The 23,186-nt window shown below is 46.8% G+C and carries 14 protein-coding genes; 9 read left to right on the top strand and 5 right to left on the bottom strand.

What is annotated here, in order from left to right; all coding sequences use genetic code 11:
• The first annotated feature begins 16 nt into the window (after positions 1-16).
• Positions 17-934, top strand: a complete 918-nt coding sequence (gene ttcA / locus AT705_RS01105; RefSeq protein WP_058795130.1) for a tRNA 2-thiocytidine(32) synthetase TtcA — start codon at positions 17-19, stop codon at positions 932-934.
• 404 nt (positions 935-1,338) lie between these two features.
• Positions 1,339-3,318 carry a methyl-accepting chemotaxis protein gene (locus AT705_RS01100; protein ID WP_058795129.1) on the top strand — a complete coding sequence of 660 codons (1,980 nt, stop codon included), beginning with the start codon at positions 1,339-1,341 and terminating at the stop codon, positions 3,316-3,318.
• A gap of 72 nt (positions 3,319-3,390) precedes the next feature.
• Here AT705_RS01100 and arsJ read toward each other — a convergent pair whose 3' ends face one another.
• Positions 3,391-4,590: an organoarsenical effux MFS transporter ArsJ gene (gene arsJ, locus AT705_RS01095; RefSeq protein ID WP_058795128.1), complete on the bottom strand. Its 1,200-nt coding sequence runs from the start codon at positions 4,588-4,590 to the stop codon at positions 3,391-3,393.
• Between the two features lie 4 nt (positions 4,591-4,594).
• Positions 4,595-5,608: an ArsJ-associated glyceraldehyde-3-phosphate dehydrogenase gene (locus AT705_RS01090; protein WP_058795127.1), complete on the bottom strand. Its 1,014-nt coding sequence runs from the start codon at positions 5,606-5,608 to the stop codon at positions 4,595-4,597.
• 228 nt (positions 5,609-5,836) lie between these two features.
• Here AT705_RS01090 and rsmF point away from each other — a divergent pair, with 228 nt between their 5' ends.
• Positions 5,837-7,276: a 16S rRNA (cytosine(1407)-C(5))-methyltransferase RsmF gene (gene rsmF, locus AT705_RS01085; RefSeq protein WP_058795126.1), complete on the top strand. Its 1,440-nt coding sequence runs from the start codon at positions 5,837-5,839 to the stop codon at positions 7,274-7,276.
• Positions 7,277-7,643: 367 nt separating this feature from the next.
• On the opposite strand, the gene AT705_RS01080 is transcribed toward rsmF, so the two are convergent.
• Complete coding sequence (locus AT705_RS01080) at positions 7,644-11,486, bottom strand: hypothetical protein (RefSeq protein WP_058795125.1); 3,843 nt, start codon at positions 11,484-11,486, stop codon at positions 7,644-7,646.
• Positions 11,487-11,738: 252 nt separating this feature from the next.
• Between AT705_RS01080 and AT705_RS01075 the strand changes: the two genes are divergently transcribed.
• Both AT705_RS01075 and map read left to right on the top strand, forming a co-directional pair.
• Positions 11,739-11,951 (top strand): ParD-like family protein, encoded by a 213-nt coding sequence (locus AT705_RS01075; RefSeq protein ID WP_049863010.1) that lies wholly within the window; start codon positions 11,739-11,741, stop codon positions 11,949-11,951.
• The gene (map, locus tag AT705_RS01070; RefSeq protein ID WP_058795124.1) at positions 11,926-12,732 is read left to right on the top strand and encodes a type I methionyl aminopeptidase; all 807 of its coding nucleotides are present in this window, start codon (positions 11,926-11,928) and stop codon (positions 12,730-12,732) included. The genes AT705_RS01075 and map overlap by 26 nt, the downstream gene beginning before the upstream one ends.
• 135 nt (positions 12,733-12,867) lie before the next feature.
• Here map and AT705_RS24750 read toward each other — a convergent pair whose 3' ends face one another.
• Positions 12,868-13,116, bottom strand: coding sequence for a YkgJ family cysteine cluster protein (locus AT705_RS24750; protein WP_082669053.1), 249 nt, complete (start codon positions 13,114-13,116; stop codon positions 12,868-12,870).
• Between the two features lie 221 nt (positions 13,117-13,337).
• Here AT705_RS24750 and AT705_RS01065 point away from each other — a divergent pair, with 221 nt between their 5' ends.
• The 4 genes from AT705_RS01065 to AT705_RS01050 all read left to right on the top strand — a co-directional run bounded on the left by AT705_RS01065 (position 13,338) and on the right by AT705_RS01050 (position 20,804).
• The gene (locus AT705_RS01065) at positions 13,338-14,513 is read left to right on the top strand and encodes an efflux RND transporter periplasmic adaptor subunit (protein WP_058795123.1); all 1,176 of its coding nucleotides are present in this window, start codon (positions 13,338-13,340) and stop codon (positions 14,511-14,513) included.
• Positions 14,514-14,516: 3 nt separating this feature from the next.
• A complete protein-coding gene (locus tag AT705_RS01060) occupies positions 14,517-17,660 on the top strand; it encodes an efflux RND transporter permease subunit (protein WP_058795122.1) in 3,144 nt (1,047 codons plus the stop codon).
• Between the two features lie 198 nt (positions 17,661-17,858).
• The gene (locus AT705_RS01055) at positions 17,859-20,204 is read left to right on the top strand and encodes a PKD domain-containing protein (RefSeq protein WP_058795121.1); all 2,346 of its coding nucleotides are present in this window, start codon (positions 17,859-17,861) and stop codon (positions 20,202-20,204) included.
• A 162-nt stretch (positions 20,205-20,366) separates the two neighbouring features.
• A complete protein-coding gene (locus AT705_RS01050) occupies positions 20,367-20,804 on the top strand; it encodes a hypothetical protein (RefSeq protein WP_049863006.1) in 438 nt (145 codons plus the stop codon).
• Between the two features lie 117 nt (positions 20,805-20,921).
• Here AT705_RS01050 and AT705_RS01045 read toward each other — a convergent pair whose 3' ends face one another.
• On the bottom strand, positions 20,922-23,186 hold the full coding sequence (locus AT705_RS01045) for an acyl-CoA dehydrogenase (RefSeq protein WP_058795120.1): 2,265 nt from the start codon (positions 23,184-23,186) through the stop codon (positions 20,922-20,924).

The following is a 23,186-nucleotide window of genomic DNA, read 5'->3' as shown; positions in this document are numbered from 1 at the left end:
TTACATAGGGGGGCGAGTGTCTCACTCACAAGAAGCAAAGCAAGCATATAGCCTTAACAAGTTGCAAAAACGCTTACGAAGGCTGGCCGGTCAGGCTGTTGGCGATTTTAATATGATCGAAGAGGGTGACCGCGTCATGGTTTGTCTGTCTGGCGGTAAAGATAGCTACACCTTACTGGACGTACTACAGCACCTTCAGCGTGTTGCCCCTATCAAGTTCGATGTATTCGCCATTAACCTGGATCAGAAGCAACCCGGGTTCCCTGAACATATCTTACCCGAATATCTCGATACCCTTGGCATTGAGTATAAGATTGTTGAGGAAGACACCTATTCAATCGTAAAGGATAAGATCCCAGAGGGTAAAACCACCTGCTCGCTGTGTTCACGCCTGCGCCGTGGTATCTTGTACCGCACGGCAAAAGAAATGGGTGCGACTAAAATAGCGCTGGGTCATCACAGAGACGATATGATTGAAACCATGTTCCTCAACATGTTTTACGGCGGCAAGTTAAAAGGCATGCCTCCTAAGCTGATGAGTGATGATGGTCAGCATATGGTGATACGTCCTCTGGCCTACTGTAAAGAAGCTGATATCGCGCAGTATGCGCAAAGCCAGGCTTTCCCCATCATCCCCTGTAATCTATGTGGCTCACAAGAAAACCTGCAGCGTAAGCATGTCAAAGCGATGCTCAACGAGTGGAATAACTCTCACCCAGGCAGAGTTGAAAGTATTTTTACTGCCATGCAAAATGTTGTTCCTTCCCACCTTGCCGATCATGCTCTGTTTGATTTTCAGGGTTTACAAAAAGACGACATCATTGATGGCGGGGACATTGCACTCGATAAACCACAATTCCCTGACGCGCCACAAAGCACAGCACAGGATGAGGACGATCAAATCGTTCAGATCCAGGCTATTGAGCTTAGCTAAATCATACCAATTTGCTTAGTTAAGTGTTCTATTTTAAGGCGAGAAAGTAGGGTCGATAACAAGGCTAAAATTTGTGAACCTATGTCTAAGGTATAAGGTTCTAAATGAGAAATTTTTTACGCCATTAGCGTTATATTTACGCCTTAAAATTAAACAGGTATTAAGCGAAATTGGTATAAAGTGTTCCGGATGCGCCGGCATCCGGTACCGACAACGCAGATCCCTGCCAGACAATTCCATAGAACGATGTAAACAGCAAAATACCGATACAAAAATAAGAATTTAGTTTCTTTTTTTTAACTTTCTGCCCATAAGAGTTCCCACTAAAGGGATTTTTGTTTACAATGTGTGAAGATAATCACTTTTAATTGCAATTAGCAAAATAACCTAAAGTCAGGTACTCCATGTCCACCAAACTACGTTTGTTGATTTCATTCTTACTGGTTGGCTTACTGCCCGCCGCATTTATGGCAATCACATCCTTGATGACCGCATCCGATGCGTTGGAACGTCAGGCTTATAATCAGCTGACCTCAATCAAACATATTAAACATCGCCAAATTGACGATTACTTTCAGGCACGCAAGGCAGATTTAAGTCTGATTGCCGCACAATGGCAACAAATCGCCAGTACTGAAGTACATGCAACTACAGCTCAATTAGCGCATAAAAACCATGCTTTGTTTAAACACTTTATTGAACAGAAAGGGTTTTATGACTTGTTCATCATAGACACTGACGGCTTTATTGGTTACACCGTCGCACAGGAGAGCGATTATAAGACCAACCTAAGAACCGGGCCCTATCGCGACTCCGGGCTGGCACAGTTGTTTCGCAATGCACTCAATCGTATGCAGTTTTCTATTACTGACTACCAACGGTATGCCCCCAGTAACAATGAACCAGCTGCCTTTATAGGCGTCCCAATCCAAATTAACGGACGAACACACTCTGTTATTGCTTTGCAAATCGCTATTGATACCATCAACGACATCATGCAACAACGCGATGGTATGGGTAAAACGGGTGAGTCTTACCTGGTCGGCTCAGATTTAAGAATGCGTTCAGACTCTTACCTGGATCCCGTTGCACACAGTGTGACGGCAAGCTTTGCAGGTTCAGTTGCCCATAACGGAGTCGATACCTACGCGGTCAGACGCGGTTTGCAGGGGTTCTCTGAAACTAAACTAATCATTGATTATAACGGCAACCCGGTCTTGTCTGCCTATATGCCCTTTCAGTTTGAAAATCTGAACTGGGTATTGTTGAGCGAAATTGATAAAGCTGAGGCTTTTGCACCGATTTACCAATTATATTGGTTTATTGCAATAATTGGCGGAATTGCAATTATTGCAATTAGCATTGCCACCTGGTTAATAGCCAATTCTGTTTTACGTCCACTTGGCGGCGAACCCAGTATGATGCGCGATATCAGTGAACGTATCGCCTCAGGTGATTTGCGCCAGGATTTCAGCCAGGATACCAATGTTACCGGTGTGTATGGCGCGATGCGACAAATGACCAGTTATCTTACGGACGTGATTGGAACTATCAGTGAGACGACCTCTCAACTTGCTGTCACAGCCAGCCAGACCAGTGCAGCCAGCGAACAAGCAAATACCAGCCTGCAAGAGCAACATGCAAACATAGAGCAAGTCGCGCTCGCTATCAGTGCAACCGCTCAATCCATTGAAAGCGTTGCCAGCAGCGCTAATCAGGTTGCTGTACTCAGTGTCAGAGCAGAAGAAAGTACTGACACCGCCAGCCAAACTTTGGCGCAATGCGTTTCAAAAATGAGCACTTTGGATCAAGTGATCAATGACTCTGAGCGTGCAATTAAGAATGTAGAATCTGGCGCCCAAAACATAGGCAAGGTCATCGAAGTGATACAGGCAATTACCGAGCAAACTAACCTGCTTGCATTAAACGCCGCCATCGAAGCCGCTCGCGCAGGTGAACACGGCCGGGGCTTTGCTGTCGTTGCAGACGAAGTACGCCAGCTGGCGCACAAAACTCAGCAATCTACTGGCGATATTGAAACTATGATCCTTGAGCTGCAAAGCGCAACCACACAGGCTGTTGATAAAATGCATCAATCTTCCGAAGTCGCACAGGCCTCTATCTCAGCCACCAATGAGAGTGCCCAAAGCCTGCACAAAAGCGTCACACAGATCCAGGAGATTTCAGTAAGTGCCAGACGCATCGCACAAGAAGCACAGCAACAGACCTCGACGACTGAAGAGATTAGCTACAATATTGATGCGATTAAACAAGCAGCACTGGATAACGCAGCCGGGGCCGATCAGGTTGCCAGTGCAAGTCTGGACCTGGACAAACAGTCAAGAAAGCTGAAACAAATTACGGCCAGCTTCAAGCTGCCATAAATAGCATTCCATTGCTTGCAGCGTAAGCCAACAGGTTAGAGTCAGTTGGCTTACGCTATTTTGGAGAGTTCTTCATCTGGTATGGCGTTGCAATCCGTAGGTAAGTACTGTCGCTAACACAAGCAACACACTCGAAATCAACAAACAACTAATCAGGCCACCATACTGGTACGCGAGTCCTGATAAGATTGTACCGGCCAGACGCCCCATAGCGTTGGCCATATAGTAAAATCCGACATCCATCGATACCCCGTCTTCATCTGCAAAGTGCACTATCAAAAAACTGTGCAAAGAAGAATTAACGGCGAACACCGCACCAAATATCAACAGGCCCGCAATAATGGAAATCTGAATATACCACTCATACCACAATGCCAATGCAATAAACGCAGGCAGCAAGCATAGCGTAGCCACCCAGATAAATGCCTGCTGGGTATTAGAGCGCCGTTTGCCTAACAATTTAGGTGCATTAGCCTGAACTAGCCCGTAAGCTATGACCCAGCAAGCCATAAATCCACCAACCCACCAGTGATCCCAGCCGAATACACTGGCCAGATAAACCGGCAATGCCACCACAAACCAAACATCTCTGGAGGCAAATAAAAACAACCTGGCACCCGATAGCCAGTTGACCTGTTTGCTGGTCGAAAACATCTCAGAAAATTTCGGCTTATGCTTCTTCTTACCCAGATCCTGCTTGAGCAGTACCAAACTAAGTAACCAAGTTATCAGTAGCATCGCACTCATAAACCACAGTGCCCCCTGGAACCCCAGCTGGGTCAGAAGCAAACCACCCATAAAGAAACCAACCCCTTTGAGTGCGTTCTTCGAGCCAGTCAGGATGGCAACCCATTTAAACAAGACACCATCCTGCTCTTTGGGCACCAGCAACTTAATGGCGCTTTTAGCACTCATTTTATTGAGGTCTTTGGCAATGCCTGATAAAGCCTGTGCAACCATAACATAGGCAATACTTAACCACTGTGGGTCCACTGCCAGCATCAGCAACGCGACAATTTGCAAAAACAAGCCGACATTCATGGTTTTGTTCAGGCCCATCCTGGCACCCAACCAGCCACCAACCAGGTTAGTCACTACACCAAATACTTCATAAAGCAAAAATAAGGAAGCAATGGCGAGCGGACTGTAACCCAGCTGATGGAAGTAGAGCACCACCAGCATTCTCAGTGCACCGTCGGTCAGGGTAAACGACCAGTAATTTCCAGTAATTACCAGATACTGCTTTATTGGCGCGGATAACTGCTGCAACACGCTTTTATCCCCAACGTTGAGCAATCACATAGCGCACAAGATCAGCGGTGCGATTTGCATAACCCCATTCATTGTCATACCAAACATAAAGCTTAACCTGGGTCCCATTCACGACCATAGTAGACAAAGCATCAACGATGGCGCTGCGTGGGTCCGTTTTATAGTCGATGGATACCAAAGGACGAGTTTCATAGCCCAGAATACCCGCCAATTCTTCCTGTGCAGCCTGCTCCATCCAGCTATTGATTTCTTCGACGGTTGTTTCGCGATTTACTTCGAATACGCAGTCGGTGATTGACGCATTCGTCAACGGTACACGTACCGCGTGACCATTCAGCTTCCCTTTCAGTTCCGGAAATATGTGAGTAATGGCGGTTGCCGATCCAGTCGTAGTAGGAATCAAACTTGTGCCACAAGCGCGTGCTCTGCGCAGATCTTTATGCGGCGCATCAATAATAGTCTGAGTATTAGTGATGTCGTGAATTGTGGTCATTGACCCATGTTTAATACCAATGTTGTCCTGCAACACTTTGACAACAGGTGCAAGACAGTTAGTAGTGCACGATGCAGCCGTCACGATGGGATGAGACTCAGCCTCGAACAGTTGCTGGTTTACGCCCATCACAACATTCAGTACACCCTCTTCTTTTACCGGTGCTGTTACCACGACCTGTTTGACGCCCTGCTCAAAGTAACCTGCCAGCTTCTCTTTGGTTTTCATCTTACCACTGGCTTCAATGACCAAATCACAACCAGACCAGTCAATACTTTCGGTCTGCTTTTGCTGCGTCACGGTAATGTGTTTATCTGCAATCACCATAGTACCAGCATCACTGGCTTGCGCTTCGAATTGCCACTTGCCATGCACTGAGTCAAAGTTCATCAAGTGCGCCAGTGTATGCGCATCACCGCCCGGGTCGTTAATGTTTACAATTTCTATGTCTGCTGATTGCCATAATGCCCGCATGGTCAATCTGCCCATACGTCCAAATCCATTGATACCTACTTTGATTGTCATGTGAATTACCTTTTTAATTACACCGGAGTTACTCAGAAGCGTTTCAGGACAAGCCTTCACCCTCTAAGCCAAATATGCGAAATATATTATATATGTTTTTCCATATGTTCAAGGTTAAAGGCAAAGCATTGCCTTGCTACGAGGAATATAGCCTCTTGGGGTCAGTCTATCCCCGTGTGATGTCAATTAGTGGTAAACTAGTCGCTAAAAGTGCAAGAGATACTGACTTTGGACAACAAAACTTATATTCCCGATGATTTTATTGCAGATGTCGCCAGCTACCTGCCGGCGCACCTGACGATGGATGACTTTATTGCCAGCTGTCGCACCGGCCTGCGGCGAGCTGTCCGTGTTAATACATTAAAGATGTCGCTGCAAGAATTTGAACATCAGGCTGCGCAACTAAACTGGCACATTGAGCCTATTCCCTGGTGCGAGCAGGGCTACTGGTTAACCCGTTCAGCAGAAGAAGAAGCCAACCTGCCTATCGGTAATACCGCCCTGCACCTGAGTGGCTGTATCTATGTTCAAGAAGCAAGCTCTATGCTGCCACCCATGGCGTTGGCCACTTCCCTGGTTCCGGGAGAGCATGTTCTGGATATGGCCGCTGCGCCAGGATCAAAAACGTCACAACTAGCCGCTTTAATGGACAACCAGGGCATTCTGATTGCTAATGAACTTTCCTCTTCGCGGTTAAAGACACTGGCCGCAACGCTGAAGCGTATGGGCGTAGCCAACTGCGCACTGTCGCACTTTGACGGTAAGGTGTTTGGTGATTACATGTATGAAAGTTTTGATCATATATTACTGGATGCCCCCTGCTCCGGAGAAGGGACTGTGCGCAAAGACCCGGATGCGCTCAAGAACTGGTCACTGGCATCGAACCTGGACATTGCCGAGGTGCAGAAAACACTGATCCACAGTGCCTTTATGGCCCTCAAACCCGGTGGCACTTTAGTGTATTCAACCTGTACCCTGACGCCAGTAGAAAACCAGCAGATCTGTGAGCACCTGCTCGAAACCTTCTCAGAGCACGTTGAAATAGTGCCGCTTAATACTCTGTTTCCGGATGCTAACAAAGCCGCTACAGCACAAGGCTACTTACATGTCTGGCCACAAATCTACGATAGCGAAGGCTTTTTTATTGCCAAATTCAAAAAAACAGGCAGTGTCGAGCACCTACAGCAAAAGACAAAAAAAGGGCAATTTCCCTTTTCGTCAGGCACCAAAAAAGACCGACAAGCATTTGAAACGAGTATTAAGCAACAGTTTGGGATCAAGTCTTTACCTGGCACACTAATGAGTCGGGACAAAGAATTATGGTTATTTCCTCAACATATGGAAACACTGCAGGAAAAAATCAAATACTCACGAATTGGCATTAAAGTCGCCACAACCCATAAAAATGGGGTCAAACTTGAGCACGAGTTTGCTACCTGCCTGGGTCACCTTGCCACAAACAATGTGTTTGAGTTAGATCCCGCGCAAGCGAAAGCATACTTTCAGGGACAAGATATCCGTCTTAATTCCCCGGGACCCGCAAAAGGTGAGGTGATACTTACCCTATGCGGCGCACCAGTTGGGTTAGGTAAGTGGCAAAAGGCCAAAATCAAGAACAAACTGCCACGTGATTTAGTGCTTAACGGCCAGTTAATAACTTGGGTATAACCTGAACAAAAGTTTTTGATTGTTTTAAGACGATTCGCTTATATGTTATTAACACATTGTTTTTAAGGTAATAATTAATATTTCAAATGTTTGTAAATTTTATGAAGCCTTAGCTACACTTAAATGACTTTCTACTTCTCCCTTGTAATTAGAAGGTGTTTTTAAGTTAGCGCATGGCTCCCATTTTGAGCCTTTCCCTGAGCCCGACTCACACAGAGTCGGGCGTTTTTTATGGGGCTGTATGACTGCCCTGTCATCGCTCTAGTCTGGTACGAGTGGCAAAAGCCACACAACAATGCATACACCAGTAAGCCAGAAAGCAAAAAACGCCATTAAATGGCGTTTTTTGTTACTCTTTTAAAGTGCGTTAGTGGGTATGAACATAAAACATTTTAATATGCTTATCTGCCGTACACTCGCTTCCTGTCGGATACTGACAAAAGGTGATCCCCTCTTTTGTGTTACTACCCGGTACTATCTCAATCAGATAATCAATACCGTCAGGCATAGTGATGGCTATCTTGCCATTTTGCAGTTTAAATGGAATAGCCTCCTGCCAGTCCAACCGCAATTCAAATGTCTGCTCACCACCAGGCAGAGTCGTCTCACTTGAATGCCAGATCCGATTGGCTTCATCTCTTAGCCAGAATTCAGCGAGATAATCTGTAAACTCATTGATGGCCATAGCTGCCTGCTTTTCTTTAGCAAAGATAGTTGCACTGTGATACTGAATCTGTCCTTCGTTATTGGTCAGATAGTCTCGCAAGAGATAAACAACGTCACCATCTTGCGCTAATGGCGTGTAGCGCATTTCTCTTTGCAAAACACAGTTGGTTTGCTCCGGTGGGCAGTACCGATAATATGTGCCTGTTTCAGTATCCTGATATGCAGTTCGTACAAACTGCCCATCAACATAACGCCCCTGTGTGGAGCTTGTGAAGGTACCAAAACGGACGGTCATGTCTTCATAAATTTCCATGCCCAGTGAATAGCCTTCGACATCCTGGCCCTCTCGGTATAACCAGCGACCTATGTATTCATCCTGACTCATCTCAACCTGTTGCTGTTTGACCATGAAGCCCACGGTTTCTCCTAATCGCACAGTAAAATCTGTACTAGTCTCCAAGAGGTACTGATACCCAACATTGAGTGTTTTAGTCAGCGTCAAGCGCTCGCGATAACCAGCGTCCCCTTCAATGATTAGGTTACCGTCTTCATTCAGCGCCCAGTTGAACGTCATGTTGGTTGAATCAGACAAGATTGATTTGACACCCGTACCATCAGGCGCAAACTGATAGCGCGCCGCATCAAACTTGCCAGATTTACCGCGAGCTTCGCTCATTAGCCAATCTCCGGTAACGGAAGACTCCTCAATCGGCACCGAGTCACTGGTATGAACTTTTTTCAGCGTGTAATCATAAAAGTACTCGCGTACCAGCTGTTCGTCATGGTATTCATCGTAATGAATCACCACATTTGCCCGACCGCCCAGCTCGGCGAAGGTAACACGGTTATACACTCTCTCCACTGTAACCTGGTCCGCAGTCACATAAGTATGGCTCACAACCCTGTCTTTGGGTGTTGCTACCAAAGTACCATCAACGGTGCTCAGGTTAACCGCTACCAGGTCTTCATTTGACAACCTCAACTGTACATCGCCACCCTGAATATACTCAAACCCAATCAGGCGTGAACTAAAACGCTCTGGATCGGTCAGGTAGAAGCTATATGATGGTCTGGCTTGTGGCGTAAAGTACCAGTTCACTTTATTGTTTTCCTGACAACCCAGTGCGGCATCATAGATGCATACCGTCAGACCAATTTCCAGATTCTCAACAATTTCAACATACATTGTTTTGCCGTTTAGCTCGTAACTCAACTTGCCATCGACAAAATTAACAACATACTCGCCATGCAGCGTTTTAAGTATGAATGCGCCATCGCGCTCTTCAATTGAAACCTCGGTTGGCAGCCCCATGTCAGATACGCTGTAAAAGGTGACTGAACCACTTATCGCAGACTCAGAAAACCCGCTGTAATCATATTCAGGGCTATATTGATACTGAATTAAAGATTGCTGAGTATCATCTTCGTAAGCACTGCCCGGATTATTAATAAAACTTCGCTTCACAAAGTAATTGTTCCCTGCCTGAGCGATAAACTCATACTTAAACTGATAAGGTGCCTGACATGGGCCTTCGCTGTTAACACAAACAGGCTCTTTACGCCCTTCATTGACCCTATATGGTTCACGGTAAAAAATACCATCTTCTACACGACCGTCATGTCTGTTGTCGTTCAGGCCGATCCATACATCCAGACCCGGACGGACAACCATGTCATGAAAATTATCGCTGTATCCAATAAACCCGGTCCAGCGCCCTACCATGCTGTCTGAGGAGACTTGCGGTGTATTTTGTTCGGGGATCAGCCAACCCCAGACTGAATTTGCCTGACCGTCATTAAAATCAGTGACCGATTGGTTATCCAGCACCACGACCTGATATCCGGCAGATAAAGACTTAGTTACCCAGAGCGCTTTTGAGGCCTCTACTTCATCGTGTTTATAGTTCAGGGTTAAAAGCGTATCCTGCACAGTCCAGCTGGTATATTGGGTATCGGCTTCTGACAACTGAGTTACGCTGCCATCCTGATTAAACACCAGTTCCGTGACTACACTAGGACGGTAAACAGCTTTATTACTAAAATTGTCCAAATCCAGATACCAGGTTTTGCCAGTCAGCTCTTCTGTGTTTACCTGCAGCGTCTTGGTTTTGCCCTGCAAGTTGATAATGCGCCTGTTGTCTAACTCCGCACCCAGGTTAAGCTCACCATTGACAAACTCCTGAGCATGGCTGTCTAGTTCCACAGTATAAAAAACAGCGTTATCAGCCAGCAGGTGCAACGTCAGCTGAGTCGTTTTCAGCTCAACGTCATCATGAACGTATTGGCCAGACTCATCCACGACCCAGCCGCCGAACTCGTCGGAACGAGTACGCTGGAAGCGTTCTAAAACAAGGGGCTCAGTCAGTAGCACCTGCACCACCCCCTCATTCTGCGTCCACTCTTTAACAGACACCTGATTCATAGCAGCAACCGACCCAGTGCCAGCTTCGTCTAGCTGAAGGTGGTATACCGGATTCACCCTGTAGGCAGGCGAGTGAATAATATAATCACCGGCCATTGACCCAGCTTTACCAGAAACCAGTTCATCATCTTCGATGATCTCTTTGCGGGTTTGATCTATCAAAGTTGGATCTTTACTTTCTACCTCTTTCTCAAACTGCGCTGCGGACTCTTTATCCGCTACCAGTTCGAGTGTAGAGTTAACCCCCTCTGGCAAGGTATACTCATCATTATCAACAACAATCTTAATCAGCGCCGCCAGTTGAAGTTTTTCATCGGCATCTACATTTAACAACGCTTCAGACAATCCGTCATCACTGCTTAGTGTATTATCGCCACGAGTTAGTAGCGCATATTCTGCGGTAGTGACATTGGTGACATTAACTGAAAAGTTTTCATCTTTGCTCAGTATCTTATCTTCACCAGCCTGCACCAACAGTTTGCTGACTGAATTCAGCTGAGAGACAAACTTAACCTCAGTTTGATCTGCTCCCCCTAATGCAACAATTCTCACTAACGCATCGGCTTCGCTTTCATCAACGGTAACTTGCGCAGAATAGGTTCCCTGAGCATCTGCGGCGACTTCTTTAGTCTGACCTGCAACTTCGATACTGACCGATGCATTGGCAATCGGCTCATCCGTTACTATGCCATTAAGCGTAACGCTGGCCACCCGGCGTTTTATCGTTACCGGATATGCTTGTTTAGTGGTCGCGCCTTTATCATCGGTCGCCACAGCTGTAAAAACAACCTGGTGATCCGCCATTATATCTTCAGAGGTAAAAGTCGCACTGCCATCTTGGTGCTTGCTCACTGTTGTGATCAGATCAGACTCATACAACCAGTCAAGACTGACCACAGAGCCATCTGAATCTGTTGCTGCAGCATTCAGCGTGAACGCCTGTTGCTCCAGAATTGACTGCTCACCACTTACACTAAGCACCGGCGCATTATTATTTGTATTCTGGCTGCCTCCCTCAGAGCCTGGTGATTCAGATGAAGAGCTTCCGCCGCACCCGGTAACCAGCGCCGAGCCGAGTAGCGCCGTAATAACCGACCTTTTAATAGATTGCTTTACTTGCACGCATTCCTCTCAATTCAGTTAATTTATAAATTAAGGATAATTTTTGTACTGAGATTCAAAAATCGCGCAATATTAACCCAACATTAACCAGAAACCAATGCAACCACGCTTATTATTGCCATATAAGGGATTAAATGTATGTAAAACAGCATGTTTCCCCGGTGAATATTTTAAAGACAAAACTAAAAACCATTGCAGTCTAACGTCAAATCAATATATGATACATATACAATTTATATATGGTATGAATATATGGGTATCGTTAAAATTTCAGACGAAGTACACGAAGAGCTACGACAGGCCAGTCATGTTATGTCGCGCTCTATCAATGCTCAGGCAGAGTTTTGGATCAAAATGGGCCGACTGGCGGAACTGAACCCAGATATGACCTTTGCCCAAATAATCAGACAACAACTTAATCACACAAGGAATGACACCATTGACTCAGGTCACGATCAAAAATAATGCAGCTATCTCGCTTATGCGGGAGTCTGGGGCCATGTTAGCCCAAGTATTTAAAGCCCTGGACGAGCAAGTAAAACCGGGCGTCACAACTCTACAACTGGATGAATTCGTTGAGCATTATATTGTAGATGTGCTTGGTGCTATTCCCGCAAGTAAAGGTCAGTATGGATACCCCTACTCAATTAACACGTCAGTTAATGAAGTCGTCTGTCACGGCATGCCAAATGCCAAACACGTCATTGATGACAGAGACATTCTGAATATCGATATCACCCTTAAACATCATGGTTACATTGCTGATTCCAGTAAAATGTACGTGATGCCAAATGCCAGTGACACAGCTCAGGCGCTGGTAGACAATACTGTCAAAGCGCTATGGCGTGGCATCACTCAGGTAAAGCCCGGGGCAACACTGGGCGATATCGGCCATGCGATTGGCACATTTGCACAACTTAAAGGGTTGAGTGTCGTCAGGGAGTATTGCGGGCATGGAATTGGCACGGAAATGCACGAAGCACCTGAAGTGTTGCATTTTGGGCGCCCCGGTACCGGACTAAAGCTCATACCCGGCATGACTTTCACCATTGAACCTATGCTAAATCAGGGTAGCCACAGGGTTAAGACGCTCAAAGATGGCTGGACTGTGGTGACAAGAGATCGCGCCTTATCAGCTCAAGCGGAACACACGCTCTTGGTAACCCCAACAGGATTTGAAGTATTAACCTTACGAGAAGAAGAAAAATTAAACGGCTTGCCAGCCAAGATAACATCACACACTTAAGCCACTCTCGAGGGGTCATATCTCAGTGATTGTAAGAGGCAACTTGTTGTTGGGGGCGCTGAATAGCAATGTTAAAACATTTCAAGGTCGGTTTGGGTTATTCCCCAAATTGACTCTCTGTTGTTTATGATGGCTCTAAGTGCACTGCTCAAGCTCAGTGATCAGCCACATAGCATGCGCATTATCAGTCCCGCATACATCTTCACAAGGCACGAAGTCTCCGCATACTTTAGGTCGACGGGGATCGCCAAACAACTTACACAGATTATCATCATCCAGTTGTACACACCGCTCTCCCGCGGGTTTGCCCTCTGGCATACCCGGAATTGGCGAACTGATACTTGGTGCTATGCAACATGCACCACAACCCAAACGACACTCCATCAGACCCTTCATAATTTGAATTTAACGAATAAAGCCAGCGATTATACGCCAATCCAATGATGAAAACATCAAGCACACAACCAATAGGTAAGCAATCAGACATGATTGCAATGCCTTGTTACATTATTTGAAATGATTAAAACACCTAGACACATCTGTTCGCGTATCCTTAACCAGGTTAGAGAAATCGATTCAACCGTTATTGATGGAAGGAATAACTCGTGGCTAGTAAAAAACAGATCCTATTACCCGTTGCGGTGCTACTCGGTGGCCTGGCCACCGCTTTTGCATTATCTGCAATGAAGCAACCGCCCGAAGAAAAACCTGAAAAAGTCATTCATCCGCTGGTTGAAGTGCAGCCAATTGATATGGCTCCAATGCAACTGATGGTCGACTCTTACGGGCTCGTCACCCCTAAGTACAGCACTGAACTGGTCGCTCAGGTAAGTGGTCAATTAATCGAACTGTCAGACAAATTTGTCAAAGGCGGATTCGTTCACCAGGGAGAAACCTTGGCGCGCATTGATCCTAATGACTATGAAGCGGCGTTGATTGAAGCCGAAGCCAGCCTGGCTCAGGCGCACTCTGCACTGGAGATTGAACAAGCCCAGGCGCATGTAGCCAAAACAGAATGGCAACGAATCAAAGACAATGCACACTCGACTATTCCCTCAGAGCTGTATCTGCGCAAGCCTCAGCTGGCAGAAAAGCTGGCACGCTTCAAAGCAGCTCAGGCCAGTGTCAAACGAGCAAAACGTAATCTCGAGCGCACCTACATCAAGGCGCCCTATGATGCCATTATTACCAATCGTACATTGAGCCTTGGCAGTGTTGTTAACCCTGGCAGTACTTTGGGTGTTCTGAACGCAATATCCGTTGCAGAAATCCGCTTACCCGTTGCGGACCACGAACTGAGATACCTACAAAACAATGGTATAGACGCCACAGTGAAATTATCAGCAAAAGTTGCGGGGCAAGCCGTATCCTGGCAAGGCACAATTGTACGCAGCGAAGGCGTTGTCGATAACAAAAGTCGCATGACCTATCTGGTTGCTCAGGTCGCTGCGCCATACGATAGCCCAAACCAGCCACTGCGCTTTGGTACATACCTGAATGCACAGATAGAAGGTGTATCGGTCAGTAATGCGGTGCGGATCCCTCGTCACTTGATACGCGAAGGCAAAGTGGCGTTACTTGACCAGAATCAACAACTCACTTTTAAGCCCGTCACCATTATTCGCGAAGTAGACGGATATGCGGTGGCCACAGAAGGCCTGAGCGACGGACAACAGCTCATTACCTCTGCTCTGGAATACCCAACGGAAGGAATGCAATTGCGCCTTGATACATCGCCAGTGATTGCCGCAGAAACACAACTGGCTTTGAAGGAGGAGTAATCTATGCAAGGCACACGTGAAAAAGGCCTAATAGCCTGGTTTGCTCGCAACCCAGTTGCGGCAAACCTGCTGATGATTTTTATCCTGGTGGGCGGCTTGCTCAGTGCTTTTACCATACGCAAGCAGATGTTTCCCCAGTTTGAGAACAACTGGTTGAGTGTTCAGGCCGTGTACCCAGGCGCTGCACCACAAGAAGTTGAAGAAGGGATCACTATTAAAGTTGAAGAGTCTATGGAAGGACTTGAAGGGATCAAACGCCTGATCACCTACTCTAACCGAGGCTTCTCGCAAACCTGGATTGAAGTTGAAGAAAAGTATGACCCGCAGGAAGTGCTGGACGAAGTAAAAATGCAGGTCGACTCTATATCAACCTTTCCAGCCGGCATGGAGCGCCCAATAGTTCGTCGCGATAAGTTTGAACAAGAAGTGATGTTTTTATCTCTCAATGGCGAGATGAACTTCCACCAGCTGAAACAACTGGGAAATGAAATACACGACGAGATGCTCGCCCTGCCCGGAGTCAACCTGGTCGGCTTCAATGGTGGCCTGAATTATGAGATCAGCATTGAGATTAGCCCAGATAGACTACGTGAATATGGTCTGACATTCAGAGACATTTCAGAGGCGGTTAAAAACTTCTCTGCCAATATGTCGGCAGGTCAGATCCGCTCAGACAACGGCTACATATCAATGCGAGTCGAAAATCAGGCCTATCGCGGACATGAATTTGAGCAACTGCCGCTGTTAACGCTTGCTGATGGCGCACAAATCAAACTAGGAGATGTGGCGACTGTCACAGATGGCTTTGAAGAAGGCCTATTGTACTCTCGTTACAACGGCAGAAACTCACTGGTATTTGAAGTAAGAGCGTCAAAAGATCAGGATATCACCAAAGTCGCTCAGGTTATGAAAGCTTACCTGGCTGACAAAGCAACACAATTGCCTCAGGGAGTCGAGCTTGAGCCCTTCATTGATCTCACCTATTACCTTGAGGGCCGCCTCAACATGATGGTAGAAAACATGTTGTGGGGCGGTATCCTGGTTATGCTCATGCTGGCACTGTTTTTACGCGTTCGCCTGGCTTTTTGGGTCATGATGGGGTTACCTGTGTCGTTTTTAGGGGCGTTCTTATTCATGCCAATGGGCATGCTGGATGTTACGATTAACCTCGCCTCTTTATTTGCTTTCATTCTGGTGCTGGGCATCGTGGTCGATGATGCGATTGTCGTTGGCGAATCAGCCCATGCTGAAATTGAAAAACATGGCCATAGCCTGGATAACGTAGTGCGAGGGGTCAAGCGTGTCGCCATTCCCGCAACCTTTGGGGTATTAACCACGGTCGCCGCATTTTTGCCACAAACCTTTGCAACCGGGCCCGCCGCCGCATTCTCCAAAGCCATTGGTGGCGTGATTATCTTATGTCTGCTGTTTTCTTTGGTTGAGTCTAAGCTTATCCTGCCAGCGCATTTGGCAGCGATGAAAGACCGCCCGGATAACCCTAAAAACCCATTGCACCGCGCCAGAGCTATCATTGATGGTGCACTTAAGAATTTCATTGAGAATCTTTATCGCCCCTTTATCGAGCGCTGTATCCATTACCGTTACACAGTGATCGTCGCTTTCCTGTCAATCATCATTGTCAGCGGCGGTATGTTCGCAGGTGGCCTGGTGAAGTTTGTAGCGAACCCTAAAATCCCCCATGACTTTCCTCGTATCACCATAGATATGAACCTGTCATCGTCCGAGTCTGCGACTTTGGCAACGGCCAAAAAAGTGGAACAGGTTATTCTGGATGTTGAGAAGCAGATTGAAGCGCAGTATGGTGAAAACATGATTAAAGACCTGTCTGTCAATCTGCGCGGCAGAACCACAGCATCAATCATGGCCATTTTAGTTGAACCTCATAAGCGCCCTATCGACACCTTTGCCCTGAGTGCACTTTGGCGAGAAAACATGCCCCCTCTGCCAGGTGTAAAATCATTGAATATTCAGGACAGCATTATGAATGGTGGCCGGGATGATGGTGATATTAGCTTCCGCCTCGAAGGCAAAGACAAAAAAGCACTACAAGAAGTCGCTGGCAAGCTTAAGGAGAAACTGCGTACCATTGCCGGTGTGGGAGATGTCAATGATTCCATGCAATCAAGCACAGAAGAAGTACAGCTCGAACTTAAGCCGCTGGCCTATAGCATGGGCCTCACGCTCGCTGACGTAGCGTCTCAGGTCAACTTTAGTTACTACGGCCTTGAAGCACAACGGATCCTGCGCCGTGGTGAAGAGATCAAAGTTATGATCCGCTACCCACAAGAGCAACGTAATACCATCAGCGACATTCAGTCAGTCCGGATCATCACGCCCAGCGGTGCAGAAGTCCCATTGGGAGAAATTGCCGATATCAACCTGGTCGAGGGGGTCAATCGCATCCGTCGCGAAAATGCGAAACGGACTATCAATGTCTGGGCATCGGTTGACACAGATCAGGCTGAGCCATTCAAAATCGCGGAAGAGATCAGAGATGAATACTTACCTTCACTGTTACAAAACTACCCTGGTGTGAGCAGCAGTGTTGCCGGCCGCATTCAGGAAGAAATGGACAGTGTTGCTGAGCAAATTCGCGACTTTGCCTTGTCTTTGATGATTATATTTGCGCTGCTGGCGATCCCACTGCGCTCATACTCTCAACCTATCCTGATTATGTCTGTCATCCCTTTTGGTGTTGTAGGTGCCGTTTTTGGCCACATGGTGCTCGGTATGACTATGAGCAGCTTATCTTTCTTTGGCATTATTGCTGTGGCAGGCGTTGTGGTGAATGACTCACTGGTCATGGTCGACTTTGTCAACAAGGCGCGAGAGCAAGGCATGACCATCAAGGAAGCCGTTGTTGAGGCAGGTTGCAAACGCTTCAGAGCCATCTTATTGACTTCTCTGACTACCTTTATTGGTCTGGTCCCTATTCTTCTGGAAACCAGCCTGCAGGCACAAATTGTGATACCTATGGCAGTCTCGCTGGCATTTGGTGTATTGTTCGCGACCGTGATCACACTGATCCTGATCCCTTGTCAATACGTGGCGCTGGAAGATCTCAAACGCATCATCAAGCGCATGAAAAAACCAAAGGCTGGTAATGAAACATTGCAGCAAAGCTAACAGTTCATAATCTTAGTTCTACCCAACCAACTAAGCCCGATCCCGCGTCGGGCTTTTATTTTAGCCTCTGTTCACCACAATTCGTTTAAATTTGTTGATGAATTAAAATACACAATCGAACAAATAAGCGTTTCCAAAATTGCACCTTTTTATTGTACTCTGCATGTCGAAATGAAAACGCAACATAAGGAATGAATAATGCGAAACTACCTGCTGCTCTCCACTTTTGGGGTTCTAGCCGCCTGTGGCGGTTCTTCTAATAACGACAGTAAATCGCCGTCAACAGACAATACACAACGAGCCGTCAATCAGGCGCCCAGCGTCATTCTGGAAGGTAATACCTTGGTCAACTCGGGTGGTACCTTATCTCTGACCACCACAGTGACAGATCCAGAAAACGATTCAGTAACCGGTGTATGGGCAAGCTCCCTTGCTGGTGTTAAGTTTGTCGATACAACTAACGGATTACATCATGTAACTTTCCCGGAGGTCGACGAGCAAACACAAGTCACTTTAACTTACACAGTCACAGACAGTCATAATAACCAGACACACAAAACCTGGCAGGTGACTTTGATGCCCAAATCTACTGCCGGACATATTGAGCTGGCTGATGCCCTAACGCTGGCAGGCGGTGGTAAGGCATCCATTACCGCAACCTTCGCCATGACCTCCAGGATAGAAAAAATTAACTGGCGAAGCGACGGTTTTGAATTGACTAATACAGATACTCAGTCGAACCATGACACCCGCGCGGGACAAAGTACTTTCAGCATTGAATTACCAGAGGTCACACAAACTCAAGAATTTAATATTATCTTCGAAATTACCACCAGTGACGAAGTCATCTCCAAAACTATTAAAGTCACACTGACGCCAGAATCTGAGCCATCACTCAGTGTCAGTCTGCCTGAGCAGGTCATTGTAAATGAAAAAAATTCGCTGACAATTCAGGCAACAACGGCCAGTACCGATGATATCATCAGCTATGAGTGGCGATGGCAAGGCACGCCTCAGCCTTCCCAGCAAACTCAAGGGAAAGCTAGCTATACTTTTAGAGCCCCGGAAGTGATTACAAGCCAAACCTTTACACTCCAGCTCACTGTAACAATGAAAGGCAACATCACAAAAACGGCTGAGACAACCGTTGTGGTACAAAACGTCACTGACTTACAGGGCCTAGAGCTCACAGTAGACCGATCGGTCGCAGTGCCTGGACAAAAAATCACGGTAAATTCCAACTTAACTAATTTCGACGATGTTGAAAGTGCTTCTTGGATTATTCCAGAGTTTAGCGAAGACTTAATGGAAAAATCTAACAACAAACTCGTGATTACCATTCCTGACGAAGACATCATGCAAACTTCACGGCAAATTGAGTACAAGGTGAAACTTAAAAACGGGACCGAACAGTCAACCTTTGCTAATTTCACCTACGTCAGCAGCACAGTGGCTAAAACACTGATGATAGTCAAAGACCCCGGTGAATTTTCTATCTATCCGGACACCCCTGATACGTTAGATCTGGTATTTAATGGCGATGTTGATATTGAAGAAGTCATGGTCTCTAGCAGCGACTACGACCCTTACGATAATCTTGAGTGGTCTCTTGAGGGTCAGAATTTAACGCTGAACCTGCATAAGAAAACGATTACCCGTAAAGGCCTGACTATAATAAAAGTTACTGCTAAAGCGGGCGATATTGTGCGTGAAAGTACGATTATTGGTACGGCTCATAACGCCATCGTCATTCCCTATGCTGGCGTAGAAGAAACTTATATTATGGGCAGCGAGGCACAAGTTTTTGGGCAAGTTTTTCACCTGAATGATAAGCAAGGTTTACCTAGTCACTGGCAGGCAAAGAGCACGGAAGATAATGTAACCATTAAGCAAGTGTCTGATACCAGCGCATCTATCAAGTATAACGGAGACTTAGAACGCAGGGTAACACTTGAATTTCACGCCACAGATGAACATGACCAGAGCGATTATGGTGAAGTTGAACTAAGATATGAAAGCAACCACACTTTCCGAGGTGATGACTACACTTGTAAAGTAAAAGATGGTGAATTTGATTCTTGTCGTGAAACCCTAGGTCAGACACTTGCTCTGGACGCCCCTGTCGAACTCAAACAGGTGATAACTAAAGGCGACTATGCCTGCTTGCTTGGCAATTATGGCACTGTCGTTTGTAATGCCAAGGGTGATAACCCGGTGAAAAACGTGCCAGCACAATTACTCGCAGCAAAACTTAACGCTGTCGACGCAAACAATGTATGTGCACAGCTCAGCGATGCCAGCTGGCAGTGCTGGGGTAATCGAGGCACAGAACTGACTGATCTGCTTGCGGCGAATGCAACCGTACATAAAGTGCTGGCAAACGGCTCTCTCACCTGTCTGGTAAGCAACAAAGACATTAAGTGTTATGACGGTGACACGCAAACTCAACTAATCGAAGACGTATTACCACAAGATCTATTGCTGTATATAGGAGAAATTTGCTACCGAACAGGCCGCGGAGCGCTAAAATGCGATATTGAGTAAGTTAACTTTCAAACAGTTGCGGCAACATGCTGCAACTGTTTATCACTTTCCCCTAACCCAGAGCAGTTCCCCGTTATTCACCCTATATTTTATCGACCGACACTTTACAAAACCTCGATTAGAAGACAAACTAAAGTTATATTCACCTGAATTGCTACTAAGATGAAATTACTACTTACTTTTTCAACTGTAATCCTATTGATGCTATCCGGATGTGGTGATGATGACGCTGCGCGTGGGGACAAAAATACTCCTGGATATGCAGCAACGGTGTTCTTTGACGCATTATACAATAAAAAAGACATGGAGCTGGCCCTAAGCCGCTCAACGCCACGGATGGGCAGGATCATGCGCTCTTATGGCACACCATCTCAATTCGCTAGGAATCTGGTAAACATGCAATACGATCAAGTGACCATTGAAGTGGATATGACGAATCAAAGTTTACGGGAACAATACGGCAACGAAGCCCGCATCAATTTAATTTTTACCGGTATGTTACACGGAGAGCAAGTAGATGATATGCGCAGCGTCCAGCTTATAAGGCGCAAAGGCGAGTGGTATGTTGACAAAATTAACGCCGACCCATTTGCTCGCTAAGCTTATGCCCATCCCCCTCTAATTTTCATTAGTCGTCGTGTAAGTTGTGTGAGTCAAATAGCCAACTCACACAAACAATTAAGCGCAACAATGCACCCTATCACACATCGAATGACATCAAACACTCTCATCAACACTCAGGGCCTTCCGGCTGGCCTGGAACCATTCAACGAGCAACTCTCGCTCCTCCTCGTCGAGGACACATTCAGCAACGGCCATCGCAAGCTGCTCATCTGTATTTAATACCAGCAATTTAGCCTGATGGGCCTTTTGCCAACGTTCAAACTTATGCAAACACTGCTCACATTTGGGAAATAACTGAAATGCCTGTTCCAGTGCGGCTAACCCTGCGTGTCCTGAGGTATCACAAAGGTTGCTTACCCTTGCAAGCGTGAGCTTATTACAATAGAGGCTCTCGCAAAGTGCCGTAATCAGCCGATCCGACGGACCACCCACAGCGCTCCCGAAAGGCATAAACCAACGCTTTGCTATGGTCTTCAGCCCGGTAAGTGCAAAATTATCGATAAACCCGGTAAAAGCCCGCTCAAATGCACTCAGATGAAATTGCATCGCATAATGTAGTAAAGGTAGATCACTACACTGACGACCGTCATCCTCAAACTTCTTCAACACACACGACGCCAAATAGAGCTGGCTCAACATATCACCAAGCCTGGCAGAGCGCATTTCCTGAAGCTTTAGCTTGCCTCCCAGCACCAGCATTGCCAGGTCACTCAAGACAGCCAAAATCTGGCTATACCAGGTGAGCGTTTTGTAGTAGCGTGCCACCTCTCCGGCAACGGGTGCAAATGAAAACACACCACGAGTCAGGCCATTAAACGACGCTTTAAGAAAGGTTTTACCACTGTGGGCCAAATGCTGCATTAGCACCTTGTCGAATTGCTGCAATGCCATATCCGCATCTTGCTCCTGTGCGGCAGCCATTTCCTTGAGCACATATGGGTGACAGCGGGTTGCACCCTGACCAAAAATCATCAAGTTTCGCGTCAGGATATTCGCACCCTCGACAGTAATGCTGATCGGCATCCCCTGATAGTGCAGTGCAAGATAGTTAAGTGGCCCGCGCTGAATTGCTTTGCCACCATGTAAATCCATTGCATCATTGATAGCAACTCTGGCCATTTCGGTCAGATGGTACTTGGCAATCGCCGTGATCACCGCAGGACTTTTATTGAGGTCTATGGCCATCGCGGTATTCTGTCGGGTGGCTTCTATACTGTAACTTAGCCCCGCGACCCTAGCCAACGCAACCTGGACCCCTTCAAATCGCCACAATGATTGCTTAAATTGTCGCCTGACACGACAATAAGCAGTCGAAGCCTTAGCACTCAATTGTGCAGTTCCAGCACTTAATGCTGGTAATGAGATGCCCCGCCCGGCGCTCAGACAGGACACCAGCATGCGCCAGCCCTTGCCTATCCCGTCCATCTCCCCGATGACCCAGTGCATAGGGATAAACACCCCCAGCCCTTGTGTTGTGCCGTTCATAAACGCCAGCCCCATAGGATCATGTCTTGCTCCGACCTCAACACCCGGGTGATCGGTAGGGATAAGTGCACAGGTAATGCCTAATTCAGTTACTTCTGATATTAGCTGATCAGGATCATACACTTTGAAAGCCAGCCCCAGCACGGATGCCACGGGTGCTAATGTGATATAACGTTTACGCCAGGTAACTTTCAGGCCCAAAGTCATTTCCCCGTCAAACTCTTGCTTACACACCACTGCAAAATCGGTAATACCACCTGCGTCTGAACCAGCTTCCAGGGAGGTCAATGCAAAACAAGGCAACGCCGAACCATCTGCCAATTTAGGCAACCAGGTTTGTTGCTGCTCGGGAGTGCCAAAATGCAGTAATAGTTCAGCCGGGCCCAGGCTATTTGGTACCATCACAGTCACTGCCGCTGACAAACTACGCGTGGCAATTTGCGTTACAATGGCCGAGTTAGCCTGCGCACTAAAGGCTTTGCCGCCAAATTTTTCAGGAATAATAAAAGCGAAAAATCCCTTTTCTTTCAGAAATTGCCACACTTCTGGTGGCAAGTCGCCCTGAGCACAGATCTGGCTTTCGTCCAGCATCGCCATCAGTTCAGTCAATTCATGTTCAATAAAGTCTCGCTCATGGTCACTCAGCGCAGGCTTGCCCGCTTGCAGCCACTGGGACCAGTTGGGTTTCCCGCTGAACAAACTTGCGTCCCACCAGGTATCGCCAGCCTCCATCGCTTCGCGCTCAGTTTGCGATAATTGGGGTAATGCACGTTTGAAATATGCTAAAGCCGGACTAGAAACGACTTTGAGCCTGGCTTCCTTAACGTAGAAAATAAAACACACAGCAATTAAGACAAGTATCAGTAACCACAT

The sequence above is a fragment of the Pseudoalteromonas rubra genome, from assembly GCF_001482385.1.
Classification (GTDB): domain Bacteria; phylum Pseudomonadota; class Gammaproteobacteria; order Enterobacterales; family Alteromonadaceae; genus Pseudoalteromonas; species Pseudoalteromonas ardens.
Note: the sequence above shows the minus strand (reverse complement) of the source record. Positions and strands in the feature narration are given on the sequence as shown.

Bases quoted from the DNA above. Each gene is read 5' to 3' on its own strand.
- AT705_RS01100 (WP_058795129.1), top strand. From the start codon at position 1,339: ATGTCCACCAAACTACGTTTGTTGATTTCATTCTTACTGGTTGGCTTA.
- AT705_RS01090 (WP_058795127.1), bottom strand. From the start codon at position 5,608: ATGACAATCAAAGTAGGTATCAATGGATTTGGACGTATGGGCAGATTG.
- AT705_RS01075 (WP_049863010.1), top strand. From the start codon at position 11,739: ATGGGTATCGTTAAAATTTCAGACGAAGTACACGAAGAGCTACGACAG.
- AT705_RS24750 (WP_082669053.1), bottom strand. From the start codon at position 13,116: ATGGAGTGTCGTTTGGGTTGTGGTGCATGTTGCATAGCACCAAGTATC.
- AT705_RS01060 (WP_058795122.1), top strand. From the start codon at position 14,517: ATGCAAGGCACACGTGAAAAAGGCCTAATAGCCTGGTTTGCTCGCAAC.
- AT705_RS01055 (WP_058795121.1), top strand. From the start codon at position 17,859: ATGCGAAACTACCTGCTGCTCTCCACTTTTGGGGTTCTAGCCGCCTGT.
- AT705_RS01050 (WP_049863006.1), top strand. From the start codon at position 20,367: ATGAAATTACTACTTACTTTTTCAACTGTAATCCTATTGATGCTATCC.
- AT705_RS01045 (WP_058795120.1), bottom strand. From the start codon at position 23,186: ATGTGGTTACTGATACTTGTCTTAATTGCTGTGTGTTTTATTTTCTAC.